Raw genomic sequence first — 18,289 nt, 5'->3', positions numbered from 1 at the left:
GAAACCGTGACTGTGGCCCCAGAAGGACGCAAGCTGCTCCGCCTCGAGATCCGAAACGCGGAGACCCCCATCGAACGCAAACCCAATTGGATCAAGACCAAAGCCAAGATGGGCCCGGAATACACCGAGCTCAAGGGTCTTGTGAAGCGTGAAGGTCTGCACACGGTGTGCGAGGAAGCCGGCTGCCCCAATATCTACGAATGCTGGGAAGATCGCGAAGCGACCTTCCTCATCGGCGGAGAACAATGCACCCGGCGTTGCGACTTCTGCCAGATCGACACCGGCAAGCCGGAAGATCTCGATCGAGACGAGCCGCGCCGCGTGGCGGAGTCGGTGCAGGCCATGGGTCTGCGCTACTCCACGATCACCGGTGTCGCACGAGACGATCTCGAAGACGGCGGCGCGTGGCTGTATGCCGAGACGGTGCGCTTCATCAAGAAACTGAACCCCAACACCGGCGTCGAGCTGCTGATCCCCGACTTCAATGCCAAGCCCGATCAGCTGGCCGAGGTGTTTTCCTCACGCCCGGAGGTGCTGGCCCACAACGTCGAGACCGTGCCGCGCATCTTCAAGAGGATCCGTCCGGCCTTCCGCTACCAGCGGTCGATGGACGTCATCACCGCGGCCCGCGACGACGGTCTGGTCACCAAGTCCAACCTCATCCTCGGTATGGGCGAAACCCCCGAGGAAGTGCAGGAAGCGATTCGAGACCTGCACGAAGCGGGTTGCGACATTCTGACCATCACCCAGTACCTGCGTCCGTCGCCGCGGCACCACCCGGTGGAACGGTGGGTCAAGCCGGAGGAGTTCGTCGAGCACTCCGATTACGCCACGGAGATCGGGTTCGCCGGAGTGCTGGCCGGGCCGTTGGTCCGCTCGTCCTACCGGGCCGGCCGCCTGTACGCGCAGGCCATGGCTCATCACGGACGTGAGCTCCCCGAGAGCATGAGCCACCTCACCGACGGCGGCGAGGCATCGCAGGAAGCCAGTTCGTTGATGGCACGTCTGGCCGCTCGCTGATCCGTCGTCCCCAATCCGGAGCGGTGCGAGTGAGCGTCCGCACAGGACGTATCCTGTGAGGTATGGCGAACGGCAGTAAGGCTGGCAAAGCAGCAAAGCCCAGCAAGGAAGTGAAAGCGGCCGCCAAGGCGGCCCGCAAGCAGGCCTCGAAGGAACGCCGCAGTCAACTGTGGCAGGCGTTCCAGATGCAGCGCAAGGACGACAAGGTCCTCCTGCCGCTGATGATCGGGGCGGTGGTCGGGCTGGGACTGCTCGGCTTCCTCATCGGGCTGGCCTTCGGCTTCCAGTGGTTCCTGCTCCCCATCGGCCTGTTGCTCGGCGTGTTGGTCGCGTTCATCATCTTCGGTCGTCGAGTGCAGAAGTCGGTGTACAAGAAGGCAGACGGCCAGGCCGGCGCGGCAGCATGGGCACTGGACAACTTGCAGGGTTCGTGGCGGGTGACCAATGCCATCGCCGGCACCACTCATCTCGACGCAGTGCATCGGGTGATCGGCAAGCCCGGCGTCATTCTGGTTGCCGAGGGTGCACCGCAACGCGTGAAAGCACTTCTGGCACAGGAGAAGAAGAAGACCGCTCGACTGGTCGGCGATACTCCGATCTACGACGTCATCGTCGGCAACGGCGAGAACCAGGTTCCGCTCTCGGGTCTGCAGAAGTACTTGTCGAAGCTTCCGAAGAACATCGACGGAAAGCGGATGGACACCATCGAGTCACGGCTGGCCGCGTTGGGCACCAAGGGTGGACCGGCAATGCCGAAGGGCCCCATCCCCGGAGGGGCAAAGATGAAGGGTGTTCAGCGGACCATGAAGCGTCGCTAGCAAAGATCCACGCTCCACAGCAGCCCTGGTGCGCGCCCGGTCAACGGGTTCGCAGCAGGGCTGTTCCCGTTGCTCGGTCGTGCATTCCGCGTCCGTCCATGTCGGTGATGACAGCGGGGACGACGAAGAGCAGTATCAGCTGACGAACCAGCGCCCGGACGAAGCCGACGCGGGCGTGGGCGTCGATGCGACCCACCTGGATGCCGACGACGAACTGCCCCGGGGTGAAAGAGAACAGCGAGACCGTCGCCAGTCCGACGGCGAACCACACCCCCAACACGATCGTCGAGATCAGTCCACTCGTGGTGTATCCGCCGAGTATCAACGACGCCACCCCGGTGGCCATTGTCCAGTCCAGCAGCAGCGCCAGGATTCTGCGCCCGGTTCCCGCGAGCGCACCGACGCCCTGTGCAGGCAGACCCAATTGTTCCCCGCGGAAATTTTGTGGCGGTCGGGGGTTCGCGGCCGCCGGTCCGGACAACCAGGACCCTGTCATTCGTGCCATGATTCCCAGGATAGGCGCGGCTCGGCACACGGAAAAACGGGTGGACGTACTGTTGTTCGTGCCAACCGTGCACCACGACGCGTAACACGGGCGAAACACGAGCTTGACGGGCGGGCAACACCGAGTCCATACCGTCAGTTCGACGGACTCAACTAAGGAGCAAAAGCGTGGCGTTTTCCACGGCCCAAGAGGTCATCAAGTTCATCGCAGATGAAGGAATCGAATACGTCGACATCCGGTTCACCGATCTGCCGGGTGCACAGCAGCACTTCTCCATCGCTGCCAAGGCGTTCACGGCCGATACCCTGGAAGACGGCCTCGCGTTCGACGGTTCCTCCGTCCGCGGCTTCCAGTCGATCCACGAGTCCGACATGATCCTGCTGCCGGACTACGCCACTGCTCAGATCGACCCGTTCCGCAACGCCAAGACGCTGAACATGGACTTCTTCGTCCATGACCCGTTCACGCGTGAGGCCTACAGCCGCGATCCGCGCAACGTTGCCCGCAAGGCCGAGGAGTACCTGGCCAGCACCGGCATCGCCGATACCGCGTTCTTCGGTGCCGAGGCGGAGTTCTACATCTTCGATTCGGTTCGTTTCGATTCGCAGGCCAACGGCGCGTTCTACGAGCTCGACTCGTCCTCGGGCTGGTGGAACACCGGAGCCGAGACCGAGGCCGACGGCGGCCCCAACCTCGGCTACAAGGTCCGCTACAAGGGTGGCTACTTCCCCGTCGCGCCGTACGACCACTACGTCGACCTTCGCGACGAAATCTCCACCAACCTGCAGAACGCCGGCTTCGAGCTCGAGCGTGCGCACCACGAGGTGGGCACGGGCGGCCAGCAGGAGATCAACTACAAGTTCAACACGCTGCTCCGCGCGGCCGACGATCTGCAGCTGTTCAAGTACATCGTCAAGAACACCGCCTGGAAGAACGGCAAGTCGGCTACCTTCATGCCCAAGCCGCTCTTCGGCGACAACGGCTCGGGCATGCACGTGCACCAGTCGCTGTGGAAAGACGGCAAGCCCCTCTTCCACGACGAGGCCGGATACGCGGGACTGTCCGATCTGGCGCGTCACTACATCGGCGGCATCCTGCATCACGCCCCGTCGCTGTTGGCGTTCACCAACCCCACGATCAACTCGTACCACCGTCTGGTGCCGGGCTACGAAGCTCCCATCAACTTGGTGTACAGCCAGCGCAACCGCTCCGCTGCGGTCCGCATCCCGATCACCGGCAACAACCCGAAGGCCAAGCGCCTCGAGTTCCGCGCACCGGACTCCTCGGGTAACCCGTACCTCAACTTCGCCGCTCAGATGATGGCGGGCCTGGACGGAATCAAGAACAAGATCGAGCCGATGGCTCCGGTCGACAAGGACCTCTACGAGTTGCCGCCCGAGGAAGCCAAGAACATTCCTCAGGCACCCACCTCGCTCAACGCGGTCATCGACCGTCTCGAGGCCGATCACGATTACCTCACCGAGGGTGGCGTGTTCACCACCGACCTGATCGAGACGTGGATCTCGCTCAAGCGTGAGCAGGAGATCGCTCCGGTCAACCTGCGTCCGCACCCGTACGAGTTCTCGCTCTACTACGACGTGTGATGTCTCGGCTCGTCCTCGACGATGAGCCGTGATGATGTGACAACGCCCGGCCGGGTTCCCGGCCGGGCGTTCGTCGTTTCGAATGATGCACTCCCCGCCTTCATTTCGGCGATTCGCTGCACAAAACGTTCACCTGAGGGTTTGAATGGACCAAGACGGGGTACAGGAAAACAACCGATTTCGGCCGAACAGAGGAATACAACTGCATGGACGCTCTGTGGGACTTCGTAGTCGGGCGGCGAAGGCAGTTGGCGATAGATTCGTATCTCCATGTGTCGGCTGTCATTCAATGCGTCATCATCGCAACCATCATCGGCGTGGCGATCGGAATTCTCGTCTACCGCAGTCCTGCCGGCTCTGCGGTCGCCACCGCGCTGGCGAGCACCGTCCTGACCATCCCGTCGTTTGCTCTGCTGGGTCTGCTCATTCCCATTCTGGGATTGGGTGTTCGACCGACAGTGACAGCATTGGTCCTGTACTCGCTGCTCCCGATCATCAGGAACACCGTCGTCGGTCTCGATGCAGTGAACCCGGCGGTCACCGATGCCGCCCGCGGAATCGGTATGAGCCGCGCTCTCGTGTTGCGGCGCATCGAAATTCCGCTGGCATGGCCCTCGATTCTGACCGGCATGCGAATCAGCACTCAGCTGGCCATGGGCATCCTGGCCATCGCCGCATACGCGAAAGGCCCTGGCCTGGGCAACCTTCTGTTCTCCGGGCTCGCGCGGGTCGGCAGCCCCACCGCCGTTCCACAGGCACTGACCGGCACCATCCTCATCGTTCTGCTGGCGCTGATCCTCGATGGGATCTACGTCGTGATCGGCAAACTGACCACCTCGAGGGGTATTCGTGAGTGAGAAAACGACCGTATCCGGTGCAGAAATCGTGCTGGAGAACGTGACCAAGAGTTACTCGGGGCAGAAGGATCCCGCCGTCGACAACGTGTCGATGACGATTCCGGCCGGCGAGGTGGTGGTCCTGGTCGGTCCGTCCGGCTGCGGCAAGACGACGACCATGCGCATGATCAACCGACTGATCGAGCCGACGTCGGGCCGTATCACCATCGGCGGCAAGGACGCACTGTCGATCAACCCGAACGAACTCCGCCGCACCATCGGCTACTCCATCCAGCAAGCAGGGCTGTTCCCGCACATGACCATTGCCGAGAACGTCGGCATGGTTCCCGGGCTGATCGGCTGGAAGAAGTCGAGGATCTCCGATCGCACGGACGAAATGCTCGATCTCGTCGGTCTCGATCCAGCGTTGTACCGAGACCGCTACCCGCGCCAACTGTCCGGAGGTCAGCAGCAACGGGTCGGTGTTGCACGCGCTCTGGCCGCCGATCCCCCGGTGCTGTTGATGGACGAGCCGTTCGGTGCCGTCGACCCCATCACCCGCGGCCTGCTGCAGGACGAATTGATGCGCCTTCAAGCAGAATTGGGCAAGACCATCGTGTTCGTCACCCACGATTTCGATGAAGCAGTCAAGCTCGGTGATCGAATTGCCGTGTTGGGGAACCAGTCTCGAATTCTACAATTCGACACTCCCGAAGCAGTGCTGGCCAACCCAGCCGACGAGACGGTCGCCGGATTCGTCGGTGCCGGTGCCGCCCTCAAGCAGCTGACGCTGATGCGTGTGCGCGACATCGAGTTGTCCGACGTTCCGGTCATGGGCGAGGACCAGCCGGTCGAGTCGATGAATGCCGCTCTCGGCAACGACCCGGAAGCATGGGGAATCATCCTCGACGCGCGCAACCGACCCATCCGGTGGACCGATCGTCGTCACCTCACCAACGCCAAGAGCCTGCGCGACGTCGGTGTGCCGATGGGAGAAATGGTGTCGACTCAGTCGACTCTGCAAGATGCTCTGGAAGCGCTTCTCGCCGAGGGCAATGCGACCGCGACGGTCACCGGCAAACGGGGCGAGTACGCCGGTACCATCACCATCGAGCAACTGATCGACACCATCAAGACCATCCGTTCGCAGCATGCTCACGACCATGACGACGTCACTCACGACCACGACGCAGATGGCGCTGTCGACAGCGTGGCCACCGGAAGCGCGTCGTGACGACGTCCGCCGAAGCGTCGGTCGACGCCGCCTCGGACGACAACACTGCGCAGGCAGCGAAGCAGGCCGCCAAGCGCGCGGAACGTATTCGCCTCCTGGTACAGCCGGCCATCATCGCAGTGGTGGTCATCGCACTGCTCGTCTACACCTTCACCCGTGATCTGACTGCCACGCAGAAGGAGACACTGACCGCGAGTTACCTGCTCCAGAGAACGACCGAGCATGTCGTCATCACGATCGTCGTCACTGCCTTGGTGCTCGCCATCGCCGTTCCGTTGGGAATCCTGCTCACTCGCAACGGTTATCGAAAGTTGGCCCCGATCTTCATCGGTATCGCCAACATCGGTCAGGCCGCTCCGGCCGTCGGCCTGCTGGTGCTCCTGTTCCTGGCAACAGGCAAGACCGGTTTCTGGATCGGCGTACTCCCCATCGCGTTCTACTCCCTGCTTCCCGTTCTCAGAAACACGATGCTGGGCTTCCAGCAAGTGGACCCGAGCTACATCGATGCTGCACGCGGACAGGGCATGTCGAGCAGCGGCATCCTGTGGCGTATCGAATTTCCACTGGCGGTTCCGTACATGTTGGCCGGTCTGCGCACGTCGCTCGTGCTCGCCGTCGGTACGGCCACACTGAGTTTCCTCGTGGGAGCAGGCGGCCTCGGAGTGCTGATCGACACCGGATACAAGCTCTACCAGCCACTGATCCTCGTTGTGGGAGGCGTCCTCGCCGTAGCCCTCGCGCTGTTCGTCGACTGGCTCGGGGCTCTCGCCGAGGCGTATCTCGGGCCGAAGGGGCTGCGCTGATGCGGCGCTCGACACGGCAAATCGTTTCCCTTTGCGCAGTGGCCACGATTGCACTCACGGGTTGCGGTCTGCAGTCCGGTAGCGCAGTGCCACTGTCGGTAGAGCCCGGCAGCATCAAGCCGGTGCCGGGCCTCGAAGGCGCGAAATTGACTGTCGGCTCGAAGGACTTCACCGAGCAGATCGTGCTGGGCTACATCCTCGAGTTCGCGATGTCGGCAGCGGGCGCAGACGTTCGAGACCTGACGAACATTTCGGGCTCGAACAGCACCCGCCAGGCGATGGTCTCCGGGCAGGTCGATCTCACCTACGAGTACACCGGAACCGGCTGGATCAACTACCAGGGCAACGAAAGTCCCATCACCGACGCCACCGAGCAGTTCGTCGCCGTGCGCGACGCCGACGTCGCCAACGGACTCACGTGGGTCAACCCCGCTCCGATGGACAACACGTACGCACTCGCGATGAATCAGGCGACCGCGGCCGCGACCGGAGTCAAAACTCTCTCCGATTACGCCGCTCTCGTGGCACGCGATCCGGCCGCGGCCGCAACCTGTGTGGAGACCGAGTTCAACTCGCGCCAGGACGGATTCCCGGGCCTGGCGGCAACGTACGGTTTCGACGCCAACACCGTTCCCCGTCAGATTCTGCAGACCGGAATCATCTATCAGGCAACGGCCGACGGTTCGCAGTGCAAGTTCGGCGAGGTGTTCACCACCGACGGCCGCATCAAAGGTCTCGATCTGGTCGTGCTCGACGACGACAAGAAATTCTTCCCCCGGTACAACGCCACCGTGGTGATCCGCTCCGAAGTCGCCGACGAGTACCCGCAGATCGCCGAGATCACCGAGCCGATCTCGGCTGCACTGACCAACGACGAAATCACCGAATTGAACAAGCAGGTCGACGTCGACGGCCGGGAACCAGCCGACGTCGCGCGTGACTGGATGGTCAAGGAAGGCTTCGTCACTGCCGGTGCGGATTAGCCGCCTCCTACATCGAACCGTGAGGACTGAGCTGATGAGGCACTCGACACGAGCGCTTGTTGCCCTGTGCGCCGTCGTGATGACGACACTGACGAGTTGCGGTCTGGAGTCGGGCAGTGCAGTGCCCCTGTCCGTCGAACCCGGCAGCATCCAACCGGTGCCGGGCCTCGAGGGTGCGAAATTGATCGTCGGCTCGAAGGAATTCACCGAGCAGGTGATCCTGGGTTACATACTCGAATTCGGGCTGGTGGCGGCCGGAGCGGACGTCCGCGACCTCACCAATATTTCGGGATCCAACAGCACCCGCCAGGCCATGATCTCCGGGCAGGTCGACGTCACCTACGAATACACGGGTACGGCGTGGATCAACTTCCTGGGCAACGAAACTGCCATCCCGGACGCCACCGGTCAGTTCGAGGCCTTGCGTGATCAGGATGCCGCCAACGGAATCACCTGGGTCAACCCCGCGCCGATGGACAACACGTACGCCCTGGCGATGAATCGGGCAACGGCAGAGGCAACCGGTATCGAGACGCTGTCGGACTATGCCGCTCTGGCCCAGAGCGATCCGGCCTCGGCGAAGACCTGCGTGGAAACAGAATTCAACTCCCGCCAGGACGGGTTCCCCGGTATGGCGGCCGCGTACGGTTTCGACCCCAATGTCGTTCCGCGGCAGGTATTGCAGGGCGGCATCATCTATCAAGCGACGGCCGACGGTTCGCAGTGCACATTCGGTGAGGTGTTCACCACCGACGGCCGTATCAAAGGTCTCGATCTTGTCGTGCTTCAGGACGACAAGAGCTTCTTTCCCCGCTACAACGCCACTGTCGCGATACGGACCCCAATTGCCGAGCAGTACCCGGAAATCGCCGATGTCACCGCGCCGATCTCCGCGGCGTTGACCAACGACGAGATCACCGAACTCAACCGGCAGGTGGACATCGACGGCCGCGAGCCCGCCGACGTCGCTCGCGATTGGATGGTCGCGAAGGGCTTCGTCACCGTCGGGAGCGACTAGAGCCCGCCGAAGGTCCTCTCCACCACGGCCTTTGCTCGACGCGTGACACGCAGGTAGTTGTCGAGGAAGGCTCCGGCGTCGCCGTTCTCCCACCCTGCAACTTGGGCTACGGCGGACAACACCGCACCCGGAGCCGGGAGCTGATCGGTCGGTTTGCCGCGCACCAGAACCAGCGCGTTGCGCGCTTTGGTCGCCAGAATCCATGCCTCACGCAGCAATTCGATGTCCGTCTCGCTCATCAGTTCGGCGGCCCCGATGGCGTCGAGGGATTGGAGCGTCGACGTGTTGTGCAGCGACTGGACCTTGTGTGCGTACCGCAGCTGAATGAGCTGCACGGTCCACTCGATGTCGGCCAGTCCCCCGCGTCCGAGCTTGGTGTGGGTCGCCGGGTCCGCTCCCTTGGGAAGCCGTTCGGAGTCGATGCGAGCCTTGATGCGCCTGATCTCACGGACTGCGTCGGCGGACACTCCGCCTTCCGGGTAGCGAACCTGGTCGGCCATCAGCAGGAAGCGAATACCCAGGTCTTGGTCCCCCGCGACCTGGTGGGCGCGCAGTAGAGCCTGCACTTCCCACGCCTGAGCCCACTGCGCGTAGTACGCGGCGTAGGACGACAGCGTTCGGACCACCGGGCCGTTACGGCCTTCCGGACGCAGGCCGGTATCCACTTCGAGGGGTGGATCGGTGCTCGGTGCGCCGAGCAGCTTCCGGATGCGATCGGCAATGGTGTTGGCCCACTTGACCGCAACGGTCTCGTCGACGCCGTCCACCGGTTCGCAGACGAACAGGACGTCGGCGTCACTTCCGTAGCCGAGCTCTCCGCCGCCGAGGCGTCCCATACCGATGACGGCCAACGTCGCCGGTGCTGGTTCGCCGCGCTCCTTTTCGCTCGCCCGCACGGCCGCTGCCAGTGCGGCGTTGATGACCGCGGCCCATACCGAGGACAGCGCCCGACACACCTGAGGGACGTCGAGCATGCCGAGGATGTCGGCCGACGCCACCCGAGCCAGTTCGTGGCGTCGCAGCGCCCGGGCGGCGTTGATCGCGCGAACCGGGTCCTCGTAGCGGGCGGACGACGACAGGATGGCGCGGTAGGTCTCTTCGGGTTCGGCGTCGAGCAGACGGGGGCCGGTGGGCCCGTCGGCGAACAACCGGATCACCTCGGGGGCCTTGATCAGTAGATCCGGCACGTACGCCGAGGACCCCAGCACGATCATCAGCCGCTGCGCCACGGCGCCCTCGTCGCGCAACACCCGCAGGAACCACGTCTGTTCGCCGGCCGATTCCGAGAGTCGTCGGTAGTTCAGCAGTCCCGCGTCGGGATCGGGAGTGTCGGCGAGCCATTCCAGCAACGTCGGCAGGAGCACAGCCTGAATCTGACCGCGGCGGGTGCCGGTACCCACCAGTGCGCGCAGGTGGCCCAACGCATTCTGCGGAGTGGCATACCCGAGGGCTGCGAGCTGACGCGTCGCGGCGTCGGGGGTCAAACGCACTGTCTCGGAGTCGAATTTGACCACCGAATCGAGCAACGGGCGGTAGAAGAGCTTCGCGTGCAGACGACGGATGCGCTGCGCGTTCCGCTTGATCTCTGCGTTCAGCACGCCGAGCGCATCGCGATTGCCGTCCGGCCGCATGTGCGCCGAACGGGCCAACCAGCGCAGTGCCTCTTCGTCGTCCTGCGGAGGCAGGGTGTGAGTGCGACGCATCCGCTGCAATTGCAGTCGGTGCTCGATGAGCCTGAGGAACTCGTAGGACGCGGTGAGGTTCGCAGCATCGTCCCGGCCGACGTAGCCGCCCTCGGTCAGGGCCGTCAGCGCATCGGTCGTGCCCAGTACGCGCAGCGACTCGTCGGTGCGACCGTGCACCAATTGCAGGAGCTGGACGGCGAATTCGACGTCGCGCAGACTGCCGCGTCCCAGTTTGATCTCGCGTTCGCGCAGCTCGGTCGGCACCATCTCCTCGACCCGTCGCCGCATTGCGCGCACTTCCGGTACGAAGTCCTCGCGCTGACTGGCCAGCCACACCATGGGATTGACGGCATCGACGTAATCGTTGCCGAGTGCGATATCACCGGTCATCGGGCGCGCTTTGAGCAGTGCCTGGAACTCCCAGGTCTTCGCCCAGCGCTTGTAGTAAGCCACGTGCGAGTCCAGCGTGCGGACCAACTCACCGCGCTTGCCCTCGGGACGCAGGGCTGCGTCGACCTCGAAGAATGCCGATGATCCGATGCGCATCATCTCCCCGGCGATGCGGCTGGCCTGCGCGTCTGCGGGTTCGGCGACGAACACGACATCGACGTCCGATACGTAATTGAGTTCGCGCGCACCACATTTGCCCATGGCGATGACGGCCAGGCGCGTCGGACACGGGGCGTCCGGGCACACGGTCGCCACAGCGACTGCCAAGGCGGCCGTGAGCGCCGCGTCGGCCATGTCGGAAAGTTGAGAGCCCACCACCGTGTACGGCAGAACTGGTTCGTTCTCGACGGTCGCGGCGAGGTCGTATGCAGCCAACACCATGATCTGATCGCGGTACTTCTTGCGCAGCGCGATCACCGCAGGCGGTCCGATCAGGGACGCGCGGTAGAGATCGGGTGCGGCGTTGGGCCCGGTCTCCGGCTCGGCTCCGACGGCGTCGAGCAGCTCTGCGACCAGCGTTGCCTTGCTGGGTAATTGGATCTTCGCGGAGACGCCGGTGCTCTGACCCTCCGCGGTCAGCAGCAGTCGCCAGGTGGTGTCGTCCGCGACGAGATGGTCGGCGAGCGCACTGGATGCACCGACGAGCCCCAGCAGTCGGCCGCGGAATCCCTTGTCGCTACGCAGCGCCCTGTCGAATTCGGCCCAACCACTGCCGAGCATCTCGTACATCCGAACCAGGGTGCGCAATGCCAAGTCGGCATTGGGTGCGCGCGAGAGCGACCACAGCAGTTCGAGACTGTCCTCGTCCGTCCACCCCAGCGTCCGCAGATCGGACGGCGCGGTCTCCTCGACGAGACCGAGGCGACCGGGTCCGGGTACGACGGACCGGGAAGTGGGAGGACGCACCATCAGAATCCACCTCGGGGTGCCACAGTTCTACCTCGTCGTCAGTAATGCGACGCGAGGGTGCCCACGCCGGCATCGAAACTACATTCGGGATCGACTAGAACGTAGCTCATGACACCGCCGGGTTGTCACAGACCCCGCTGCTCTACAGCCCGAGGTAGGCCCTCAGCTCGTACGGCGTCACGTGACTGCGGTACTCCTCCCACTCCCGACGCTTGTTGCGGAGGAAGAAGTCGAACACGTGCTCGCCCAGTGCTTCTGCGACCAGCTCGGAACCCTCCATCGCGTTGAGCGCTTGATCGAGGTTTCCGGGAAGTTCCTTGTAGCCCATGGCGCGACGCTCGGCGGAGGTCAATGCCCACACGTCTTCCTCGGCCTCGGGCGGCAGGGTGTATCCCTTCTCGATTCCGCGGAGGCCGGCCGCGAGCAGCACCGCGAACGCCAGATACGGGTTGCAGGCGGAATCGGGGCTGCGAATCTCGACGCGGCGCGAGGACGCCTTGTTCGGGGTGTACATCGGCACGCGGATCAAGGCAGACCGATTGGCCGGTCCCCAGGATGCAGCGGTCGGGGCCTCACCACCACGCACGAGGCGCTTGTAGGAGTTGACCCACTGGTTGGTCACGGCACTGATCTCGTTGGCGTGCTCGAGAATACCGGCGATGAACGACTTTCCGGTTTCCGACAGCTGCATCGGGTCGTCCGGGTTGTGGAAGGCGTTGGTGTCACCCTCGAACAAGCTCATGTGCGTGTGCATCGCCGAGCCGGCCTGATCGCTGAACGGCTTGGGCATGAACGTCGCGCGCACGCCCTCTTCGATGGCGACTTCCTTGACCACGTAGCGGAAGGTCATGATGTTGTCGGCCATGGACAGCGCATCCGCGTACCGCAGATCGATCTCCTGCTGACCCGGCGCTGCCTCGTGGTGGCTGAATTCGACCGAGATGCCCATCGACTCGAGCGCGTCGATGGCGTGCCGGCGGAAGTTGGGAGCCGAGTCGTGGACGGCCTGATCGAAGTAGCCACCGTTGTCCGCCGGGGTGGGCGGTGAGCCGTCCTGAGGAGCGTCCTTGAGCAGGAAGAACTCGATCTCGGGGTGCACGTAGCAGCTGAATCCGAGGTCCGCTGCCTTGCTGAGCTGACGACGGAGCACGTGCCGCGAATCGGCCCAGGACGGCGAACCGTCGGGCATGGCGATATCGCAGAACATGCGAGCAGAGTGCTGGTGACCCTTGCTCGTCGACCACGGGAGGATCTGGAACGTCGAGGGATCCGGCTTGGCGACGGTGTCCGCCTCGGATACACGAGCGAACCCTTCGATGGCGCTACCGTCGAAGCCGATTCCCTCGTCGAACGCACCTTCGAGCTCGGCCGGGGCGATGGCCACCGATTTCAGGTAGCCGAGGACGTCGGTGAACCAGAGGCGGACGAAACGAATGTCGCGCTCTTCGAGGGTCCGGAGCACGAATTCCTTTTGACGATCCATGAACGCGAGAGTAAGCAAACGGAGTTAAATCTGTGTTACATCGTGAATTCGGTCTCACTTCGTGAAACTCTCTGCCCACATCGCGGCCGGTGAGGTAACTGGTCAGCAGCGCAATCCGTCGCCCGGCGGCACCAGATCCACCAGGTACGTCACCAAGGGATCGTCGATGCACTCGACACCCGAGAACGCCACCGTGTGCTGGGTGCCGTCGAACGTCACAAGGTTGCCTCGCAGCTGCGCAGCGAGCTCTACTCCCGCCTGATAGGGAGTGGCCGGATCGTTGGTGGTCGACACCACCACCAGCGTCGGCAGTCCCTCGGCATCGACGATGTGAGGGTCGCTCGTGTTCGGCACCGGCCAGAACGCGCACAGATCCAGTGGCGCGTTGCCCGTGGCTCGTCCGTCGTCCAGGTACGGCGCTGCGGCGCGGAACCTGGCGTCCGCCTCGTCGGCAGCTGCTCGGTCCGTGGTCGGGGGTCCGTCCACACACCGGACGGCGTTGAACGCGTCGTCGATGTTGGTGTAGCTACCGTCGTCCAACCGTCCGGAGTACGTGTCGGCCAGACGGAGCAAGGTATCGCCTCGGCCGTCGCGTAGTTCGTTCAATCCCGCTCGCAGCAGCCGCCACAGCTGCTGCGAGTACAGAGCCTGCTGAGTCCCGGTGATCGCATCGTCGTAGCTCAGTCCGCGCGGATCGGTCGTCTCGGCGGGCTTGTCGATCAGCGGGTCGACCAGAGTCCGGAACTCCGCCACTGCCCGAGCCGGATCGGTGCCCAGCGGGCAGGTGTCGGTCTGCGCGCAGTCGGCTGCGAATTGATCGAACGCCTTCTGGAACGCCGCGCCCTGGGCGACGGCCTCGTCCACGGGCGATTGATCGGGGTCGAGGGCACCGTCGAGCACCATCGCTCGCACGTTCGACGGGAATTCCTCGGCGTACGCGGTACCGATGCGGGTGCCGTACGAGTACCCCACGTAGGTGAGCTTCTCGTCGCCCAGAACCGCCCGGATGACGTCCATGTCTCGCACCACCTCCCGGGTACCGACGTGTTCCAGCACATCTGCGCCGGTGCGTTCGACGCACTGTGCGGCGTAGTCACGATGGTCGGCCTCGGTGGCCGCGATCCCCTCGGGGCTGACATCGACGTCCGGCTCGCGGCGTTCCTCGTCGACACCCTCCGTCGTCAGACAGCGCACCTGAGGTTCGGAGGCACCGATGCCGCGAGGGTCGAACCCGATCCGATCGAAGCGGTCGGCAATGGCCGTGCCATCGGCCTGCGTGGCCAGATACAGACCCGACGAGCCAGGACCGCCGGGGTTCATCAGGATCGATCCGATCTTCTCGCCCGCCGCCCGAGTTCGGGATACGGCGACCTCGATGGTGGTGCCGGCGGGATCGGCGTAGTCCAGCGGCACAGTGACCATCGCGCACTCGACGGAGTCGCCCAGCACACTGCCGTCGGTGTTGTAGCTTTCGCAGGACTCCCACTGGAGAGTCTGGTCGTAGAACGCCTCGAGACCCGCGGGTACCGGACCGGCAACCGGCGCCGACGACGAGGGACCAGCGGAGGACTCCGGTGCGGCAGTGGGCTCGGGGCCGGAGCAGCCTGCGAGCAACACGGCGACTGCGGACATCGCCACGGCCGTGTTCCTGGTGCGCGTTCTCATGGCACGATCGTGCCAGGTCTTTCCGATCACCCTCCATTCTCGCTGCCCGGCAGGGACGGCGTCCGCGCACTAACGTCTCCGGGGTGCAGGCCCTTCGACTCGCCCTTGCCCAGATCAACTCCGTCGTCGGTGATCTCGCGGCAAATTCCGCCGCAATCGTCGAGTGGACGGTCCGCGCCGCCCACGACGGTGCCAACGTGGTGGTGTTTCCCGAGATGGCTCTGACGGGGTATCCGGTCGAAGACCTGGCTCTTCGGCCCTCGTTCGCCGCCGCCTCCGCCCGAGCCCTCACCGCCTTGGCCGGTGCGCTCGATGCGGCCGGGTGCGGCGACCGCATCGTGGTGGTGGGTTACCTCGATCGCGATGCCGAGGGCTCACGCAACAGCGCCGCGGTGATCGTCGACGGACAGGTGACAACTCGGTACGACAAGCACGCACTTCCCACCTATCGAGTGTTCGACGAGGCCCGTTATTTCGCTCCCGGATCGCGCTTGAGCATCGTCACGGTCAACGATCTCAGGCTTGGAATCGTTGTCTGCGAGGACATTTGGCAGCCCGGCGGCCCGGTGCCTGCGTACGGAGCAGCGGGAGTAGACATGATGCTGTGCCTCAACGCCAGCCCCTTCGAGCAGGGCAAGAACGAGATACGCCATTCCATCGCCGCCAGCCGGGCCACCGAGATCGGCGTCCCTCTCGCATACGTCAACGTGGTGGGCGGACAGGATGAGCTGGTGTTCGACGGGGCGAGCTTCGTCATCGGCCCCGACGGTTCCACCTGGGGACGCGCCCCGCAATTCGTCGAGCATCTACTGATCGTCGACGTCGATGCGCCCACGGATCCGGGTCCGGATGCCGAGGCGGTTGCGGGGTGGAGCATCGATCGGACGACTACGCCCGACGTCGCGGTCTCCGGCTGGCAGCGAGCCGAGGCCTTTATTGCCGACGTTGCCTGCGCAGAGGAGCAGGTGTGGGGCGCTCTGGTCACCGGGTTGCGAGACTACGTGCACAAGAACGGTTTTCGGTCGGTGACTCTGGGATTGTCCGGCGGTATCGATTCGGCGGTGGTGGCCGCCATTGCCGTCGACGCCCTAGGTAGCGATGCAGTGCACGCGGTCGCGATGCCGTCGACGTACTCCTCGGTTCACTCCCGGACCGATGCCGAAGACTTGGCGTCGCGCACCGGCATTCACTTCCGCGTCGAGCCCATTGCCGACATGGTCGCCTGCTACGTCGACCGGCTCCACCTGACCGGCCTCGCCGAAGAGAACATTCAGGCGCGCTGCCGAGGCATGGTCCTGATGGCACTGTCGAACACATTCGGCCATCTGGTGCTGGCGACCGGCAACAAATCCGAACTGGCCGTGGGTTATTCGACCATCTACGGCGATGCCGTCGGCGGCTTCGCACCGATCAAGGACGTGCCGAAGTCGCTGGTGTGGGAGTTGGCGCGATGGCGGAACAAGTCCGCTGCCGACCGCGGAGACATTCCTCCGATCCCCGAGTCCAGCATCGACAAGCCGCCGTCCGCCGAGCTCAGGCCGGGTCAACTGGACACCGACTCGCTGCCCGACTACGACCGACTCGACGCAATCCTGTTCAGGTACATCGACAACGATCAGGGATACGACGACATCGTCGCGGCAGGGTTCGACCCGGCCGTGGTGGCCGACATCATGCGCAAGGTCGACGCGTCCGAGTACAAACGTCGTCAGTATCCGATCGGCAGCAAGATCACCTCGCGTGCCTTCGGGCGCGACCGCCGAATGCCCATCACCAACGGATGGCGGGACTGTGCAGCTGCTGACCGAGTGTGACGAATTGCACTGACGGGATCGCTCCGCCAGGTGGTGGGCGGTGGCAGACTCGACCTCGTCATCACACCCCATCCCGGGGACCCGCCGAGCGGGCCTCGAGGACCAGAAAGGGACAAAGATGTCCGAAACTGCTGTGTACGGCGGCTCGTCCCAAGAAGTATCCGCCACCGCCTTGACCCGCAAAACCCGCACCCATCACCTGCTGCAGATGAAGGCAGAGGGTGAGCGCTGGGGAATGCTCACCGCATACGACTACTCCAGTGCCCGAATCTTCGAAGAAGCCGGAGTTCCGGTCTTGCTCGTCGGTGATTCCGCGGCCAACGTCGTCTACGGCTACGACACCACCGTCCCGATCACGGTCGACGAACTGTTGCCATTGGTCCGCGGCGTGGTTCGCGGTGCACCGCACGCCCTCGTCGTGGCAGATCTTCCCTTCGGCACCTACGAGGCCTCGCCGCAGCAGGCCCTCGAGACCGCCGTTCGTTTCATGAAGGAAGGCCTCGCAGGCGCGGTCAAGCTCGAAGGCGGCGAGCGCGTGGCCGGCCAAATCGCCGCGATCACTGCCGCAGGCATCCCCGTCATGGCTCACGTGGGCTTCACCCCGCAGAGTGTCAACACTCTCGGTGGCTTCCGGGTGCAGGGCCGCGGCGACGCGTCCGAGCAGCTGGTGGCCGACGCCATCGCGGTTCAAGAGGCCGGTGCGTTCGCCGTCGTCATGGAGATGGTCCCTGCCGACATCGCCGGTCAGGTCACGCGCAAGCTGACGATTCCGACGGTCGGCATCGGCGCGGGCAACGAATGCGACGCGCAGGTACTGGTGTGGCAGGACATGGCCGGATACACCAACGGAAAGACTGCGAAGTTCGTCAAGAAGTTCGCCGACGTCGGTGATTCGTTGCGGACCGCGGCCACCACGTACATGTCCGAGGTGCGCTCGGGAGTCTTCCCAGGACCCGAACACAGCTACTGAGCGTCCTCGTCCCGTCGACGTTCGGATGGCACACTCGGGGCCATGACAATCAGACGGGGATCGACCTCCAGTACCCGACGAGGCGTAGTCGCAGCCGCAAGCGCGGCTGCGCTTCTCGCCGTGTTGGGTGCGTGCAGCACCGATACCACCAACACCGGTTCGTCGTCCACGACGACGACGGTCGCACCGACCACCACGGTCACCTCGACGCCCGTGGAATCGGTGATCACCGATGCGCAGAAGCAGCAGTTGTGCACCGATCTGGAAGCGCAGCTGTCCAACTGGCGTGTGCAAGGACCCACGCTCGGACGCGGCGGTCTGAACATTCTGGTGCAGACCTGGGCGGCACAGAGCGGAGTCATCAACCTGCAGGTGGTGCAGAACCGGGCGATCGTCGACGACGTCACGAAACAGACGTGTTCGGAGGTTCGAGACGAGGCCATCCGCTCGCTCGACATCCCGGATCTGGCGTCCGGTCTGGTGGGTTTCTGA

The 18,289-nt window shown here is 64.2% G+C and carries 15 protein-coding genes; 11 read left to right on the top strand and 4 right to left on the bottom strand.

Annotation, left to right across the window (positions count from 1 at the left end; all coding sequences use genetic code 11):
* Positions 1 to 6 precede the first annotated feature (6 nt).
* Positions 7 to 1,020, top strand: coding sequence for a lipoyl synthase (gene lipA / locus ACFI9K_RS09625; protein WP_200936507.1), 1,014 nt, complete (start codon positions 7 to 9; stop codon positions 1,018 to 1,020).
* 62 nt (positions 1,021 to 1,082) lie between these two features.
* Positions 1,083 to 1,838: a DUF4191 domain-containing protein gene (locus ACFI9K_RS09620; RefSeq protein ID WP_462663284.1), complete on the top strand. Its 756-nt coding sequence runs from the start codon at positions 1,083 to 1,085 to the stop codon at positions 1,836 to 1,838.
* A 40-nt stretch (positions 1,839 to 1,878) separates the two neighbouring features.
* Here ACFI9K_RS09620 and ACFI9K_RS09615 read toward each other — a convergent pair whose 3' ends face one another.
* The gene (locus tag ACFI9K_RS09615) at positions 1,879 to 2,343 is read right to left on the bottom strand and encodes an RDD family protein (RefSeq protein WP_462663283.1); all 465 of its coding nucleotides are present in this window, start codon (positions 2,341 to 2,343) and stop codon (positions 1,879 to 1,881) included.
* Between the two features lie 167 nt (positions 2,344 to 2,510).
* Between ACFI9K_RS09615 and glnA (ACFI9K_RS09610) the strand changes: the two genes are divergently transcribed.
* The 6 genes from glnA (ACFI9K_RS09610) to ACFI9K_RS09585 all read left to right on the top strand — a co-directional run bounded on the left by glnA (ACFI9K_RS09610) (position 2,511) and on the right by ACFI9K_RS09585 (position 8,821).
* Positions 2,511 to 3,947: a type I glutamate--ammonia ligase gene (gene glnA / locus ACFI9K_RS09610; protein WP_027497406.1), complete on the top strand. Its 1,437-nt coding sequence runs from the start codon at positions 2,511 to 2,513 to the stop codon at positions 3,945 to 3,947.
* Between the two features lie 206 nt (positions 3,948 to 4,153).
* Entirely contained in the window at positions 4,154 to 4,804 is a 651-nt protein-coding gene (locus tag ACFI9K_RS09605) for an ABC transporter permease (RefSeq protein ID WP_462663282.1), read from the top strand.
* A complete protein-coding gene (locus ACFI9K_RS09600) occupies positions 4,797 to 6,017 on the top strand; it encodes an ABC transporter ATP-binding protein (RefSeq protein WP_462663281.1) in 1,221 nt (406 codons plus the stop codon). The genes ACFI9K_RS09605 and ACFI9K_RS09600 overlap by 8 nt, the downstream gene beginning before the upstream one ends.
* The gene (locus ACFI9K_RS09595) at positions 6,014 to 6,820 is read left to right on the top strand and encodes an ABC transporter permease (protein ID WP_462663280.1); all 807 of its coding nucleotides are present in this window, start codon (positions 6,014 to 6,016) and stop codon (positions 6,818 to 6,820) included. Before ACFI9K_RS09600 ends, ACFI9K_RS09595 begins: the two co-directional genes overlap by 4 nt.
* Positions 6,820 to 7,803: a glycine betaine ABC transporter substrate-binding protein gene (locus ACFI9K_RS09590; protein WP_462663279.1), complete on the top strand. Its 984-nt coding sequence runs from the start codon at positions 6,820 to 6,822 to the stop codon at positions 7,801 to 7,803. Before ACFI9K_RS09595 ends, ACFI9K_RS09590 begins: the two co-directional genes overlap by 1 nt.
* Before the next feature lie 34 nt (positions 7,804 to 7,837).
* Positions 7,838 to 8,821, top strand: a complete 984-nt coding sequence (locus tag ACFI9K_RS09585) for a glycine betaine ABC transporter substrate-binding protein (RefSeq protein WP_462663278.1) — start codon at positions 7,838 to 7,840, stop codon at positions 8,819 to 8,821.
* Here ACFI9K_RS09585 and ACFI9K_RS09580 read toward each other — a convergent pair.
* The 3 genes from ACFI9K_RS09580 to ACFI9K_RS09570 all read right to left on the bottom strand — a co-directional run bounded on the left by ACFI9K_RS09580 (position 8,818) and on the right by ACFI9K_RS09570 (position 15,013).
* Positions 8,818 to 11,865 (bottom strand): bifunctional [glutamine synthetase] adenylyltransferase/[glutamine synthetase]-adenylyl-L-tyrosine phosphorylase, encoded by a 3,048-nt coding sequence (locus ACFI9K_RS09580; protein ID WP_462663277.1) that lies wholly within the window; start codon positions 11,863 to 11,865, stop codon positions 8,818 to 8,820. The two genes, ACFI9K_RS09585 and ACFI9K_RS09580, sit on opposite strands and share 4 nt — an antisense overlap.
* Positions 11,866 to 12,007: 142 nt before the next feature.
* Complete coding sequence (gene glnA / locus ACFI9K_RS09575; RefSeq protein ID WP_057476065.1) at positions 12,008 to 13,348, bottom strand: type I glutamate--ammonia ligase; 1,341 nt, start codon at positions 13,346 to 13,348, stop codon at positions 12,008 to 12,010.
* A gap of 102 nt (positions 13,349 to 13,450) precedes the next feature.
* Positions 13,451 to 15,013 carry an alpha/beta hydrolase gene (locus tag ACFI9K_RS09570; RefSeq protein ID WP_462663276.1) on the bottom strand — a complete coding sequence of 521 codons (1,563 nt, stop codon included), beginning with the start codon at positions 15,011 to 15,013 and terminating at the stop codon, positions 13,451 to 13,453.
* A gap of 83 nt (positions 15,014 to 15,096) precedes the next feature.
* Here ACFI9K_RS09570 and ACFI9K_RS09565 point away from each other — a divergent pair, with 83 nt between their 5' ends.
* The 3 genes from ACFI9K_RS09565 to ACFI9K_RS09555 all read left to right on the top strand — a co-directional run bounded on the left by ACFI9K_RS09565 (position 15,097) and on the right by ACFI9K_RS09555 (position 18,289).
* Complete coding sequence (locus ACFI9K_RS09565; protein WP_462663275.1) at positions 15,097 to 16,827, top strand: NAD+ synthase; 1,731 nt, start codon at positions 15,097 to 15,099, stop codon at positions 16,825 to 16,827.
* A 118-nt stretch (positions 16,828 to 16,945) separates the two neighbouring features.
* The gene (gene panB / locus ACFI9K_RS09560; RefSeq protein WP_222094255.1) at positions 16,946 to 17,797 is read left to right on the top strand and encodes a 3-methyl-2-oxobutanoate hydroxymethyltransferase; all 852 of its coding nucleotides are present in this window, start codon (positions 16,946 to 16,948) and stop codon (positions 17,795 to 17,797) included.
* Positions 17,798 to 17,839: 42 nt separating this feature from the next.
* Positions 17,840 to 18,289 carry a hypothetical protein gene (locus ACFI9K_RS09555; protein ID WP_462663274.1) on the top strand — a complete coding sequence of 150 codons (450 nt, stop codon included), beginning with the start codon at positions 17,840 to 17,842 and terminating at the stop codon, positions 18,287 to 18,289.

The sequence above is a fragment of the Rhodococcus sp. PSi06 genome, from assembly GCF_054960675.1.
The sequence above is the reverse complement of the archived record's forward strand: the minus strand, read 5'-3'. Positions and strand labels throughout refer to the sequence as shown.